Raw genomic sequence first — 14544 nt, 5'->3', positions numbered from 1 at the left:
AAGTTGCCCATATCTCTGACGCAACGGCTAGGGAGAATCGACATACGGATTTGACGGGGCTTGATTTCACTTGGAGTGTTTGGTCGATTCCATTGCCTCCAGAACACCTCGTTTTTTAAGAATTAATTTCCTGCATCTTTCGAGCACGCTTGTTGCAAGTGCCAAAGTTCCAGGACAGGTTAGTTGTCGTAACAAACATTTGATGGATACCTTTGTATGGATATTTCGGCGTCACAGGAAGTTGATCTTCCACCACACGCTGCAAGCCTTATCGAAGGCCTTAGAGATTTTGGTTATAGCCTTGAAACGTCGCTGGCAGATATTGTAGATAACTCGATCACTGCTTCTGCTAAGCGAATTGACGTTTTCGCCGATACAGTCTCAGATGATCCTTGGATAGCGATTGCTGACAACGGTCACGGCATGTCGAGAGCAGATCTGCTTGAGGCTCTAAGGCTCGGCACAAAAAATCCTCGGGATGAACGCGACGCAAAAGATCTTGGGCGTTTTGGCCTTGGCCTAAAAAGTGCGAGCTTTTCCCAATGCCGGCAACTTACTGTTCTAACGCGAAAGGATGGAGAAACGACAGCTGCGGCTTGGGACCTAGACCGAGTCGGCGAAACAAATCGGTGGTCAGCTGCAATCCTTGATGACCCAAGTACAGTTCCTTCTGCGCAGCACCTCGGAGATTCCGGCACGATCGTAGTCTGGAAAAAACTTGATCGCCTCGATGGCGGTTACAAGAACGATGGTTCCAAAAGAACCCGAACGCTCAACGCAGCGCTCAGCAGTGCCGAACGCCACCTCAGGCTGGTATTCCATCGCTACCTGAGTGGCTCACCTGCACGAATTTCTCTTTACCTCAACAATGCAAGACTCGACGCAATTGACCCTTTCGCCGAAGGACATCCTGCACGCCAATTGGACTCCGAAGAGTTCGTGAAGCTATCGCAAGGTGTCGTGAGTTTCAAATGTGTCACCCTCCCTCACCATAAGAAGATGTCCCAACAGGAGTGGGATGAAATTGGCGGACCAGAGGGGCACCTAAGATCGCAAGGGCTATATGTCTATCGAGCCGATCGTTTGATTATTGCGGGGGGCTGGTTAGGCTTAGCGAGACAGGTTGAATCGACAAAATTGTGCCGCATCGCCGTAGACATCCCCAACTCCATGGATGCTGAATGGAAAATCGACGTCAAAAAGGCGTCAGCGCAACTCCCACCAACTGTACGAAACAAACTCAAGAGCATCGTTGAACGTTTTGTTTCCACGTCGAAAAGAACCTACACACGCCGCGGGCGCAAACTGATAGAAGAAGATCAGCTGCCTGTTTGGAATCGCGTTTTGCAAGATGACAAAATCATCTTCAGACCGGATCTTTCGCACCCCGTCTTCCAGGACTTTCGTGACCGACTCGGAGGTGATCTGAAGAGCGATTTCGATGCCTGCATCCGGCTGATCGGATCTTCCCTCCCGGTGGAGACCATTCATGCCGATATTATCGGCGGAGCGGAGAAAGTTGCTAGCGATCATCTCGATGACGAAGCTCTCGGCCTACAGGTAGGGGCCCTGATCACGAGCCTACTTGAAGGCGGCATCTCCGCCGATGTCATTCCGGACCTTTTGAAAAACAACGTTGTTCTCCGCTCCCACTGGGGTCGGACGCAGGAAATGATAAACAAATACCTAGAGGAAGACGCCTGAAATGAGCAGTTACGAGTTTCTGGATGCCCAAGTTTCGCAAGCCATTGTCGGTTCTGACAAAAAAACAGCGGATGAATTGCGCGCACTGATTAAGACGCTGAACTCGGTCATGCCGGCAATGGGATACGAGCCTGTGTCGCCCGATCAGGAGGAATTTCTGGCGCGGGAATTCGAGGTACGCAACGGCATCAGCATGGGCCTCGGCGCAGTTGTGACCAGCGATGATTTCGAACCCTGGCTGGACGAAGCCAAACAAAACATCGATCCGTTCTATTGGAAACGTTACCGCGAGCACCTAATCCGGACCGGTTTGCCGAAGGATGTTGTAATCAAACTCGACGATATCACTGACAAAACGCTCGGTAGGATGGGTAATCCGCGACAAGACAGACCCTTTGACTCAAAGGGGATGGTTGTCGGACATGTTCAAAGTGGGAAAACTGCCAACTACACAGGTTTGATCTGTAAAGCTGCAGACGCCGGATACAGACTGATCATCGTAATCGCTGGCATCCACAACAACCTTCGCAACCAGACGCAGCAGCGAATTGACGAAGGCTTCATCGGGCGCGACACCGGAAGGATGTCGAGAGCGGGCAGAAGCAACAGACGTGTCGGCGTCGGCTTGTCCGATGATCGCAATGTGCCTGTCAGCTTGACCACGACGATCGACGACTTCAAAAAAGCCGTCGCGACAACCAACAAGAGCCAGATTGACTCCTACAAAGTTCCAGTCGTCCTTGTGATCAAAAAGAATTACAGCACTTTGGGGAACCTGATCGACTGGCTGAAAGAAAACAGCTCGCACGGCGATGAGGAGATGATCAGTCAGCCGATGCTTCTCATTGACGATGAGGCCGACAACGCATCGATCAACACGAAGTATGGAAAGGAAGAAGTCACGAGGATTAACGGGCAGATCCGAGAATTGCTCGGCCTGTTCCACCGGAGTTGCTACGTGGGCTACACGGCCACCCCGTTCGCAAACATTTTCATCGATCCCGATCAGGAAGACGATATGTGGGGCGAAGACCTCTTCCCTCGTGATTTCATTATTGGACTGGATGCACCGTCGAACTACTTCGGCGGCAAGCGTGTCTTTATCGAGGGCATACCGGATGATGACTCCGAACCGGAGTTCATCCGTTACATCGACGATAACGAAGACATCCTGCCGCTAAAGCACAAGATCGACCACGAGCTCAACGAACTGCCAACATCCTTGACCGACGCACTTCGTGTGTTTCTTGTCGCCAGAACAATCCGTAACTTGCGAGGCCAAGCCGACAAGCACGCCTCAATGCTCGTCAATGCAAGTCGATTTACGCGCATGCAGAGTATTCTCCGTACTCGGCTGCATGAAGTTCTCGACGATATAAAAAGTGCGTTGCGCGTCAATGGAGCCAAAGGCGCAGCGGCTGACCTTGATCCTGAAATAGCCGAACTCAAGAGAGTTTGGGATGACGAGTTCTCAGCGAGTGAATTTGATTGGCCTGAGGTGCGTGCAGCACTCTACAACGCAGTCGCATCGGCGAAGGTTGTCGAAGTCAACAGCGCACGAAACGACCTCGACTATTCCTCGTCAGGTAAGCAGGGCGTCACAGTAATTGCTGTTGGGGGCTTCTCGCTTTCCCGAGGCCTCACTCTTGAAGGGCTGACAACCACCTGGTTTCTCCGCAACACCATGATGTATGATACGCTTATGCAAATGGGTCGCTGGTTTGGTTACCGCATGGGCTATGACGATTTGTGCCGAATCTGGATGCCCCGCGAAGCTGTGTCTTGGTACGCTCACATCGCGGACGCGACCGAGGAGTTGCATCAGGAACTACGCCTCATGGAAAGTGCGAAGGCGACACCGAAGCAGTTCGGCTTAGCTGTTAAAAGTCACCCTTCCACATTAATGGTCACAGCTCGGAACAAGCTTGGCTCCGGAAAGAAGACGGTGGCGGTAGGCTTGTCCTCGAGCTTTGTGGAAACCGCGAGATTGGTATCTAATGGTGAGAATATCCAGAAGAACAGGAGCGCTGCACGCGCATTCATCTCTCGGCTTAGAGAGAAAGGTTATTCTCCAGAAAAAGCCGAAACCGTTACAGGCGGGTACTTGCTAAAGACTGTCCCCGTGGAGCTTATCGACGACTTCTTGCTCGCATGGGTAAATGCGGACGAGAGCATCCCAACCCAGATCGATCCGTTAAGGGAATACATCCGCAAACGAAAAGGCGATGAACTCGCTGAATGGGATGTTCATATTGCTACATTGAAAACGGGTGATTTGGACACCTCGCTCGGTTGGCCTATTGTCCCGATCACACGGAAAATCGGCGCTTTTGACCTAGAGCGTGGATTTATGTCGATCGGCGGCTCCAAAATGCGCGTTTCCTCTCGAGGAGTTGAAAGATTGGGGATTCCGGAAGAACTGGCGCTCGAAGCGGAAGCTGCTGACCGCGAGGCACGTTCGCTTCCCGCAGATACCAAGGCAAACCATCCTGGCAAGATTTACCGCGAAGTCCGTGAGCGGCCTCTGATTGCGCTCTATTTGGTCGAGATCAAGGAGCCAGAGAACAAACACATAGCAGACCACAAGGATTTCCCGGACAAACCTGTTATTGCCTGGGCCATCAGTTTTCCCAGATCCGCAAGCGCGGACGAGAAGGTCGAATACATCATCAACACAACCAAACAGCGCGAGCTCTTTGGCGATCCTGATATTGATGAGGACGAGGAGAACGTGGATGAACAATGATCCTTGGAAAGGCCTTGCTGAAGGCAACATGCGGCGGGTTGATGCGCAGGGGAAGCATGACTTCTTTTGGGCAACCATCGAGAACAAGGCTCCGGCGCTGTTGATGAGCCTCGCGCCCGCAACAGAGACGACGTCAGATCTTCCTGCACTCAAGAACATCAATGTGCAGTTCAGGACAGTCAACGGTAGAGCCCTTGTCATATCGCTACTCGACAACGCGCACCGCGAGATTTTTGAAACCCTATGCCGCGATATTGTCGAGGCTGCGGAAGGTGCTCCAGACCAAACTGCAGCGCTTGACCGTGTCATCAGACGAACGCGCCGATGGCATTTTCTGCTTAAAGGCGGCTCCTCTCAAGGTCTCAGCAAAGAGGAACAGCGAGGGCTGGTTGGCGAACTGGCGTTCCTTCGTGAAATCTCAACTCACGTATCGCCCGAGACGGCGATAGAGGGTTGGACTGGACCGGAAGGCGCTGCAAAGGACTTCGAGTTTCCCGCAGCCTGCATCGAGGTGAAAGCGCGACGAGGCGCAGCCAAGCCGTATGTCAGGATCTCCTCGGAGGACCAGCTCTCCGATGTAACCGGACGACAGCTATTCCTTCGGGTGTATGACGTGGATAGCGCCGTAATTCCGGAGGGTGACAATCTACACGGTCATGTAGAAAATACTGTCGCGCTGTTCGAGGATTATCCCGACTGCCTCAATGTTCTGGAGGAGCGTCTTGAAGCTGTCGGGTATGAACGCGGTCACGATTACGAGAAGCGTCGCTGGATTGTTGGCACCTGCCGGACCTTCACAGTTGCCGACGGCTTTCCACGCATCACACCACCCCTCAACAGTGGCGTCCACAACGTCACCTACGCAATCGACTTGGCCGAATGCACACAGTTTATCACCGAACTTAAACCGGAAATTCTAACTGGGGGGACCTGATATGGATGGACTTAAGGAATTCCACCAACAGTTCCAGACCGACATTATGGGTACTGCAACATCGGACGGGGCGCTTCAGGAGGAGAGCTTTTTCGAAGTGATCGGAGACATGCTGAATGAGGCTGGCGAAATCGATACGCCATCCTGGAGCAGGCACGAGGGAGAGTGGAAGCGCCGCCGCAAAGGGGATGTACGAACGTTAACCAAATCGATAGCCGTTACCGGCTACAGTATCGGGACCGATAACGAAGATAGCACTCTGAGCCTTATACTGACAGATTTCCGATACAGCGAAACTGTCCGTGAAATGGGTTCGCCAGAAGTTAAAAGCCTATTTGGAAAACTTGTAGAATTTCTGCTCGCAGCGAGAAGCGAAGAGTTCCGGGATGCGATCGAGGAAACGAGTGACGGTGCAATCCTTTGTGATCTCATCGCGCGCAAATGGTCGCAACTCGAAAGCATCAAACTGATCATCGCCACGACTGCATCCACCTCTGCAAGAGTTGATTCCTATTCCGCTGGACAGGTCGACGGCAAGAGCGTTACCTACAACGTCTGGGACCTGAAACGGCTTCAAAAATATGTGGAACAGGGCCAAGCCCGCGAGGACCTGATAATAGACCTCGAGAAGGACTTTGGCGGCAGTATCCCTATCCTAAGGGCTTTCGGTGGCGATGCCGCACTGGAAAGCTATCTGGCCGTGATAAACGGCGATCAACTGGCAAACATTTATAACAAATGGGGTGCTCGCCTTCTGGAATCTAACGTGCGTTCTTTCCTTCAGGCGCGTGGCAATGTGAACCGGGGCATCCGTGATACGATCGTCAAGGAACCACACATGTTCTTACCCTATAACAACGGGATCACCGCGACAGCCGATGCTGTGACCATTTCAAAGACAGGTGACGGCCTTGTCCTGTCCAGCGTCGAAAACCTGCAGATCGTGAACGGGGGCCAGACGACGGCTTCACTGCATGCCGCAATGAAAACTGCACCCGAGCAGCTAAAGAACGTCTATGTCCAGATGAAACTCAATATCGTTCCGAAGGAACAATCTGAAGACGTTGTCCCCAAAATTTCAGAATACGCCAACACCCAGAACAAGGTGAATGCCGCCGACTTCTTTTCTAACCACCCGTTCCATATCCGGATGGAGGAATTTTCTCGCAAAATCTATGCGCCAGCTGGGGAAAACGGGTTCCAGGATACAAAGTGGTTCTATGAGCGTGCCCGTGGGCAATACGCGGATGCGCGAGGAAACAAAACGCCTGCCGAACGGAAGAAGTTTGACGGGACCTACCCGCGTTCAGGGTTCTTCACCAAAACCGATCTCGCAAAATACGAAAACTCGTTCCGGTGCGAGCCCCATGTTGTCAGCCTCGGCGCACAGAAGAACTTTGCAAACTTCGCCAAGAGCATTGGCACGAGATGGGGCAAGGACGGGGTTTCCTTTGACGAGACCTGGTACAAACGGCTGGTTTCAAAGGCAATTGTCTTCCGCGCCACCGAAAAGCTTGTCTCCGCCGCCGCCGAAACCTGGTACGAGGGCGGCTACCGCGCGAACATTGTCACATACGGCATCGCGAAAGTGGTTTCAGATGTTACCGAGATGAACAAGGCGATCGATCTCGATCGAGTCTGGAGGCTGCAGCGAAACCTGACCAGCCTCGAAGCTGCGCTTGATATCGCGTGCTCCGAGGCACAGGAGGTGATCCTGAATCCTGTCGCAGGCATGCGGCACATCGGCGAATGGGCAAAGAAGGAGGCCTGCTGGAAAACACTTAAACAGCGTGAGCTAGAGTATCCTGAAGAATTTCTGGACGCGCTCGTGGATCCTGAAGATGTCCGTTCGGTCGCGCAGGAGGCGCGGGCGGACAGTGACTTGACGAAGGATCTGATCGGCGAGAGCTGGATCATCGAAGTTGGCGCCGATTTCTGGCAGGACGTTCTTAACTGGGGAACCGACAAAAAGGCGCTTTCGCCCATGGATGACAAGGTCCTGTCGATCTGCGCCGCGATACCTGCAAAAATTCCGTCCGCACACCAAGCAAAAACGGCCCTGAGGTGCCTCGATAAACTCAAAGGGCTGGGCTACACGCACGCAGCCCTAAAGGCAGCTGAATAGGCTCTAGTCGCGTTCTAGCATGGCAATAGCCTGCAGCACTGCATTCGGCTCCAGATTGATCGTCTTGAACGATCTGGGGCCTGAGCCGTTCGAGTAGTGGATCACCTTCGCCAGAACTTCGAAGAGCGGCAGGGTCTGCACGGCCCCCATGGTTCGTGCCACATCCTCGGTCAGATGGGTCTTGAACAACTCCCTCCACAACTTTTCCTCATAAACAGATGGAAAAGCGTCCAAGCCCTCAAACATGTCTTCGAGGCAGCCCTTTAGTTGATCTGTTGTCATGGCAAACCAGTTCCGTTTGCCGCCCTTTCCACTGTTACTGAAGGTGATAACCTTGGCCTCTGCCGGAACAGTCACAAGAATCCGATCGTTGTCCACCAGCATGTCCTCGAAAACGGTCTCCATGTCTTTTTCCTCTACTGGTGCGTTCCACGCAGTTCGTAAAACGGAATATCTCCGCGTACAAATTCTTCAAGGCGTCTCAGAATGCTATCATGTCCCAATGCTGTTTTGCTTTTCAATGTGCACTCCCACACGACACCAACCCGCCAGCCAAGTTCAAATAGTTCTGTCTGTTTTCGGAGATCCCGTGCCTGATTGCCGGAAATCTTCACATTCCAGAACTCCTGGCGCGATTTCGGGAGGCGAAAAAGATGGCAGTCCTCGTGTCCATGCCAGAAACAGCCATTCACGAATAGCACCGCGTTGTAGCGTGAAAGGACAAGATCTGGTCGACCGGGAAGATCTTTCCGATGAAGCCTGAATCTGTAGCCAGCGCGATGCAGTAATTGTCTTATCAGGATTTCCGGCTTCGTGTCCTTGCCTTTGATGCCTGACATCATTTGACTACGAACCTCCGAGGACACGATGTCGACCATCAGGTTTTCCTTGTCCGGATATTGGCCTCTCTAAGCATCTCGCTTGCTATCGCCCGGATTACAGGGACTGCAACAGAATTCCCGAACTGCTTATAAAGTTGAGATTTGCCGACCCGATCGATCACGAATTCTTCGGGAAATCCCTGCAAGGCGCGTGCCTCTTCAGGAAGGAGCTTACGCGGATTTCGCCCCAAATCCGACTGATCAATGAGAATTTCGCTACCATCCTTATAGTATCGCGCACTCATTGTGCTGCAATACTCGGACGTCCGATCAAAAAGGCTGTACCCGAACCCCTTGCCATTCGCACGGTTCCGCTTTTTGCGTTCCTTGTGCCCAGTCCAGAGTTTGTCCGATATGGTGGAATCCTGAGTACGCTCGGGATCATCGACGAGAATATCTTTGAGAGGCACTTTCAACTGATAGTTTTCAATGACTCTGCCAAACATCTCCTTGATCCGCTCGTGATTGGCCGGCGCGCCTTTGTCGCGACGGATACCCACGATGTAGATACGCTCACGGATCTGGGGTACACCAAAATCCCGCGCACGCAGGACTTCGAAATCGACGTCGTATTTGAGTTTTGTTCCTAGGCTTGCGCGAGCCTCTTCAGACAATTGAACGTCATCCGGAATTTCGACAGAAGCCTCGCCACGAAGGATCGCCATAATCGTTTTTAGGGTACGCTGTTTGTCATGCCCCCTCAGTTGTTTGACGTTCTCTAGTAAAAACGCTTTCGGGTGATGCGAAGCCAAAATGCGTTGGATCTCGAAAAACATCGTGCCACGGGTGTCAAGAAAGCCCTGCTTTTTCCCCGCTTGTGAAAAAGCCTGACAAGGAAAGCCCGCGAGAAGCACATCGTGCTTTGGGATTTCCGAGGAGGTGAACTTGGTTATGTCACCATCCTTTTCGGGCACTTCCCCGAAGTTAGCTGCGTACGTGACCTTGCTATGCTTGTCGATTTCAGCGGTGAAGACACACCTCCCGCCAAATTCCTGGAACGGGAGACGTATCCCTCCTATCCCAGCAAAGAGGTCAATGAACTTGAACGCAGGTTTCTTGCGGGTATCCTTGTAGGGTATTTTGATAGGTAAGGCGTCAATCGCCTTTTGCTTGGCGGGGGTTATCTTCCCCCCTTTGCCGTTCTCCCATAGCTGCACCGTTTCCGCCCCTTCGGGCCCTAGGCCCAAAAGTGTCGCCATCACGTAATGGTCTAAACCAAGCCTTTCTCGCGCCTCAGCTAGTTTACGGTTTATTTCGGGAATGACTTTCAATACCTAGCTCGATCGTTTTTTGGGTTTTGATTAAGTGTATAGAGGAAGCGCTGCAGAACTCCCAATCTCAATGCGACCCTGTGTAATCTTAACTGTCCTGAGCGCAAGCGCCCTAGTAATTCCGGTTAAGAAACTAGGGGTACCTTACACCTCAACTGCAGTGCGGAGCGGTTTATCAGCTAAGTGAGTGTAAGCGCTAACAGCCCGACAAGGATCACCGGCCCCAATTGGGATGTACTGAACAGCTCGACCTCATTTGCGAATTGCAACCCTGCAAGACAGGCAAACACCATCAGCGCCAACTGAGACACGGGCAAGGTTGCGGCGAGCACACCCAGAGGGTTGCCCAGATCAACGCCCCAGTATCTTTTCGGATTGAACGGCCGAGCGACCGCATCGCCATGACTCGTGTGGCGTGGATCAGGGACAAAACGCGCACATGGCCGCCTGCTTCTTCGTCAAACAGCAGCATGTCCTGTAGCCCGCTGAGCATAGCAGGTTCATTCAAGGTCCACTTTGACAATTTCTGAAAACCCTGCTGCAACGCAGCGAACTTCCGCTTTCCGCCCAATTCACGGAGCAACTCACGCCCAAAAGGGCCCATCCTGCGATGTTTAATGCAGCCACAGCGGAGCAAACTGACCCTGCCAGCACTAGTTGGTCAAGAAATGTTTAGACGCCCGAAACTTGGAGGCAGCGCTAGGGCGACGTGATCGAACAGCATAATGGCGTCACCAGTGGTCACAGCTTAACTCTCCGCATTCCGCTATGTCGTCTGTCCACGCGATTGCCGCTCGATAGCCAGCTTCTGCGCCCGCTCAAACTCGGGCGTGCCGCGATCCAATTTATGCTCGTGATACTGCAACAGGAGTTTCATATGCTCGATCGGCTCATTTCTTTCGCCATCAAATGCTTCGAAGATCTCTGCAACTCGATCTCCTGTGATGTTTTTGTAGTACCGCTGCGTCACATCTTCGTTTTCATGGCCCATGTTGACAGACCAAGCCTTGGATTCTTCCGGTGACTTACAGACCTTCCAGCCTAGCTGCCCTATGAAGTGCTTTGCCGAATGCGGAGAAAAGCTTTTTCCTATTCCACTCGAAGCTGCCTGAAAGGCACGGGCGACTGCATGTGTCGATGACATTGCCAAAACGGAACGTGATTGCGATCGATCGATATCACTTGAGAGGTTTCTTTCGTCGGGGAACAACGCATCATCGGCCGCAAACCCCAATCCCAGCAACTCCTCCTTCCACGCTACCACCACCTGAGCAAAGAGCGGCGGCACGGGGAAGAACTTGATCCGAAGACTCTTTCCGTTCTTCGTTCTCGAGCGCCGCGCATCCTGAACTACGACACGCGCTTCACCCTCGAAATGTCGGAATTGCAAAGATGTGATCGTGTCTGCACGCAACGCCGCCAAAAATGCGATTGCAACCATGGCCCGATCACGCCTTTGCTTAACGGTCTCTATGGGCATGCGTTCGACCATCATAATAGCTTCTTCTTCAGTCGGAACTGGTTTGGCGTCCTCGGCAAGGACAGTAGCATCAAACTTCTTTGGTAGCGCAAAGTAGCTGGGCAGAGTTCGATCCAGAGTGCGAAAATCAGGTTGTTCGATCAGCCAGTCAAAGAATGACTTCAAATGCGACACGAGATGCCGCACCGTTGACACGCTCAGCCGGTCTTCACCAAAGGTCTCTGCGCTCGATTTCAGGCTTTCACGGAACCGAGCCACGTCCGACTTGCTAATCTTGGCGAAGTCCTTGCCGTCAAAAAATGCTTCAAATCGCCGAATAGCCGCGAGCTTCGCAGAGACCGTTTTGCTTGACCAACGGCCCGCATACTGCAGCCAATCATGAAGAATGCGGTCATTGATGAAGTAACAAACCTCATCCGTCAGATCGCCTTCATTCACAATACCAGCTGGGGTTTGATCATTTGTTTCGTCTAGGGACTCCAAGCTCGTGTTGGTATCGACGCATCTTATAATCTTGTCGCAATCGGTCGCACTCGCTCTCTTGGTCACAGTGTTTTCACACTTAGAACACCTCGCGCGAAGACTGAAACCGCCACATTCCAACGCCAATTTTTCCACGGAGTTCGCGTCCGGAAACGCTCGGCTCTTGCATCCGAAGCATTTAAACTCCCCGATGCGAAGTGGCGCCCTTCCAGGCATCCGTCTGGCATCGTGAAACCGCTTCACCTCAACTCCGCTAAAGACATAGGGAACTGTTTCATCCGACGGGCGGAGCCCATACTTGACCCAGTTTGATACCGTGTTTCGACCTACATCGAAGACGTCCATGAGTTCCTCGACCGAATACACAAAGTGCTTCTTTGGCCGCACATTCTTGTACGACCGGCTCATGGTGATACCTTCTTGCTAGCAACCGGACATCTGCCATCCCGACCGAATTGCGCGCGGTTTTCGAATTCTATCAGTTGGTCTTCCAACCACCGGCTCGTCCCCGGCGACAGCTTAACCGGCTTAGGGAAATGCTCATTGCGCGCAACCCAACGCCAGACTGTCGCTTGCGAAATCGCATAGCGTTTCATGACTTCATCGATGGTCAGGAACTGGACCTTGCGAGGGCTCGCAACAGCGCCTTTAGGAGCAGGAGCGCCGCGAACCTTGGGTTTGCGCGTCGTTGTCTCGCTAGGCCTCTTTTGGGAGTCTTCCACGCCAAACAGGTCAGCCTGAGCACGCATTAGCTCTTGCTCCGCAAAGCCGGGTCGACCCGGCAAGCCTCGGCCCACGCGTTCAAGTCCGCCCCACGGTAGATGACCTTCCTCCCGAGCTTGTAGAAGGCAGGGCCCATGTTTTTGTGACGCCACAGTGCGAGCTTGTCGCGGTCACCGATCAGATCAAGTTCGGGGTCGCCGAGAACGTAGTTTCTGTTGTTTTCAAAGAGGTCTGCCATCAGGGAATCCTTGTTGATTCGTTTCGATGACGAACCAATTAGACCCCAAAACGTGATCTGTGCGGCGAATATTTTGCCTTTGCTTAGCTCGAGATTGAATGTCCCGAAACGTAGTCAGACCACTTCTCCATAAGCACGCGTCTCTTATCCAGTAGATCAGACCGTGCATACGCCCTCTCGACATCCGATCCGACCCTATGAGCCAAGCACATCTCCGCTACTTCTCGCGGTGCGTTGGCGACTTCGGAGGCCCAGTCGCGGAACGTCGAGCGCAGCCCGTGCACCGTCGCGTCCCCATTCGTTACACGGCGCAGCAACATCAGCATCGACATATTGGACAAAGGCCTATTCCGCTTCTGCCCTTCGAACACGAACTCCGAGTTCATCGCGCGCAACTCTTCGACAATCGACAGCATTTGAGGCGTCATCGGAACCCTATGCGCGGACCCAGTTTTCATGCGCTCGGCCGGGCAGGTCCACACACCCATCTCAACATCCAACTCTTCCCAGCACATCTCAAGCACCTCCGTCGTGCGGGATGCAGACAATGCGGTAAACATCAGTGCCTTTGCAGCCATGCCATCGCGCCCACTCAAAACCTCAAAGAGCCGAGGCATGTCTTGCCAGCGAACTGCTTTGTGATGCTTTGGCTTCGCGGACACCCTCGGCAAAACCTGCGCGTCTTTGATTGCCGCCACCGGGTTCTCACCGGACCGAAACCCTTTCGAGCGTGCCACGTCCAACACAGTTTTAATCCGTTGAGACAACCTGCGGGCGGTTTCGTGCTTGTCGGTCCAGATTGGCGCCAAGCACATCAACACCTCTGGCTGGCCAATACTATCAATTGGCATGCGCCCGATCTTGGGAAAGGCATAGTCACGCAAGGTGTTGATCCATTGCTGCCCATGCTTGGGATTTTTCCAAGTTGGCAAGCGCTCAATATGGACTTGCTGCGCGACCTCCTCAAAGGTCGGGATTTCTCGGGTGGCAGTAAATCTTGGGTTCAGGCCCTGCTTGGCCATGCGGCGATATTCCAGCGCTCGGTCACGGGCCTGGTTGATCGTGACGATATCTGCCCCGCCCAAGCCAAAGTCGGTCCGCAAGGGCGCACCCTTCTTGTTCTTTTGACCTTTAACAACCACGCGAACAATCCAACGCCGCGCACCGGATGGATCTACAACCAGATACAACCCATTCCCGTCGCCATGCCGACCCGGTCCAAGGTTCTCTACCAACTTCTTCGTAAGCTTGCCGCCCAGCGTCGCCATTTACTATACCACACTCCGTACCACTCAAGAAAAGCATACGGTCACTATCGAAAGAAATCGAGAGAAACCAAGAAGGCGCCCAAAACTCAATAAAACAAAGCCAAAGGGCCGCCCAAGGCGACCCAATCAAAGCGATAAAAAATGTATGGTGGCGGAGACGAAGGGATTCGAACCCTCGAGACCCTTCCGGGCCTACTCCCTTAGCAGGGGAGCGCCTTCGACCACTCGGCCACGTCTCCGCCGACCCGTTTAGCGATAGCTTTGAGGGGCGGCAACCGAAAATACCACCATTGGGGAATTTCCGTTGGTGCCAGAGCCGGGACGGTCAGCTTGCTTTGGAAAAGTTGTGGATCGGCGCTTGGGTCCACGGACGATCCAGCGGGATACCGCGGCCGGAGATCATGCCCAGCTCGGCGGCACGCGACAGGATACCCCAATAGATGTCATCGGCCGCGACGCCGTCCAGAGACAACTGCTCATCGGCCTGTCCCACATAGTCCCGCCCTCCGACACATAGGGTTCCGCGCAGATATACCAGCGACGGCAGCACCCGGAGCCGGTCCACCACGGGCAACACCACTCGGGCCGAGCCTGTCACAAGCAAGATCGGGCCAGCGCGTGCGCCGGTCAACTGCCACAACAAATCCGCGTCGTTTGGCTCGGAACTGATATCGAATAGATCTGGCACGAG

General features: G+C 53.3%; 13 protein-coding genes and 1 tRNA gene. 4 read left to right on the top strand and 10 right to left on the bottom strand.

The window, feature by feature from the left end:
• The first annotated feature begins 216 nt into the window (after positions 1–216).
• From BM352_RS05570 to BM352_RS05555, 4 genes are read left to right on the top strand one after another with little or no spacing between them, the layout of a single operon-like run.
• Positions 217–1704, top strand: a complete 1488-nt coding sequence (locus BM352_RS05570) for an ATP-binding protein (RefSeq protein ID WP_090213576.1) — start codon at positions 217–219, stop codon at positions 1702–1704.
• A 1-nt stretch (position 1705) separates the two neighbouring features.
• A complete protein-coding gene (locus BM352_RS05565) occupies positions 1706–4450 on the top strand; it encodes a Z1 domain-containing protein (RefSeq protein ID WP_090213574.1) in 2745 nt (914 codons plus the stop codon).
• Entirely contained in the window at positions 4440–5384 is a 945-nt protein-coding gene (locus BM352_RS05560; RefSeq protein WP_175500626.1) for a PD-(D/E)XK motif protein, read from the top strand. Before BM352_RS05565 ends, BM352_RS05560 begins: the two co-directional genes overlap by 11 nt.
• A gap of 1 nt (position 5385) precedes the next feature.
• Positions 5386–7509 carry an AIPR family protein gene (locus BM352_RS05555; RefSeq protein WP_090213565.1) on the top strand — a complete coding sequence of 708 codons (2124 nt, stop codon included), beginning with the start codon at positions 5386–5388 and terminating at the stop codon, positions 7507–7509.
• A gap of 3 nt (positions 7510–7512) precedes the next feature.
• Here the strand turns inward: BM352_RS05555 and BM352_RS05550 are convergent, their stop codons facing one another.
• From BM352_RS05550 to BM352_RS05505, 10 genes are all read right to left on the bottom strand, one after another.
• Positions 7513–7914: a hypothetical protein gene (locus BM352_RS05550; protein ID WP_090213563.1), complete on the bottom strand. Its 402-nt coding sequence runs from the start codon at positions 7912–7914 to the stop codon at positions 7513–7515.
• Positions 7915–7925: 11 nt separating this feature from the next.
• Positions 7926–8387, bottom strand: coding sequence for a very short patch repair endonuclease (locus tag BM352_RS05545; protein ID WP_090213561.1), 462 nt, complete (start codon positions 8385–8387; stop codon positions 7926–7928).
• Positions 8387–9661 (bottom strand): DNA cytosine methyltransferase, encoded by a 1275-nt coding sequence (locus BM352_RS05540; RefSeq protein WP_245780920.1) that lies wholly within the window; start codon positions 9659–9661, stop codon positions 8387–8389. The genes BM352_RS05545 and BM352_RS05540 overlap by 1 nt, the downstream gene beginning before the upstream one ends.
• 292 nt (positions 9662–9953) lie before the next feature.
• Positions 9954–10169 carry a hypothetical protein gene (locus tag BM352_RS05535; RefSeq protein WP_139229790.1) on the bottom strand — a complete coding sequence of 72 codons (216 nt, stop codon included), beginning with the start codon at positions 10167–10169 and terminating at the stop codon, positions 9954–9956.
• 258 nt (positions 10170–10427) lie between these two features.
• A complete protein-coding gene (locus BM352_RS05530) occupies positions 10428–11579 on the bottom strand; it encodes a tyrosine-type recombinase/integrase (RefSeq protein ID WP_175500625.1) in 1152 nt (383 codons plus the stop codon).
• A 449-nt stretch (positions 11580–12028) separates the two neighbouring features.
• Positions 12029–12373, bottom strand: a complete 345-nt coding sequence (locus BM352_RS05525) for a helix-turn-helix transcriptional regulator (RefSeq protein ID WP_090213550.1) — start codon at positions 12371–12373, stop codon at positions 12029–12031.
• Positions 12373–12585 (bottom strand): MerR family transcriptional regulator, encoded by a 213-nt coding sequence (locus BM352_RS05520; RefSeq protein ID WP_090213547.1) that lies wholly within the window; start codon positions 12583–12585, stop codon positions 12373–12375. Before BM352_RS05520 ends, BM352_RS05525 begins: the two co-directional genes overlap by 1 nt.
• 83 nt (positions 12586–12668) lie before the next feature.
• Positions 12669–13853: a tyrosine-type recombinase/integrase gene (locus BM352_RS05515; protein ID WP_090213545.1), complete on the bottom strand. Its 1185-nt coding sequence runs from the start codon at positions 13851–13853 to the stop codon at positions 12669–12671.
• Positions 13854–14002: 149 nt separating this feature from the next.
• A tRNA-Ser gene (locus BM352_RS05510) sits at positions 14003–14092 on the bottom strand.
• An 86-nt stretch (positions 14093–14178) separates the two neighbouring features.
• On the bottom strand, positions 14179–14541 hold the full coding sequence (locus BM352_RS05505) for a hypothetical protein (protein ID WP_090213542.1): 363 nt from the start codon (positions 14539–14541) through the stop codon (positions 14179–14181).
• Between the last annotated feature and the right edge of the window lie 3 nt (positions 14542–14544).

The sequence above is a fragment of the Litoreibacter janthinus genome (assembly GCF_900111945.1).
Taxonomy (GTDB): Bacteria; Pseudomonadota; Alphaproteobacteria; order Rhodobacterales; family Rhodobacteraceae; genus Litoreibacter; species Litoreibacter janthinus.
Note: the sequence above shows the minus strand (reverse complement) of the source record. Positions and strands in the feature narration are given on the sequence as shown.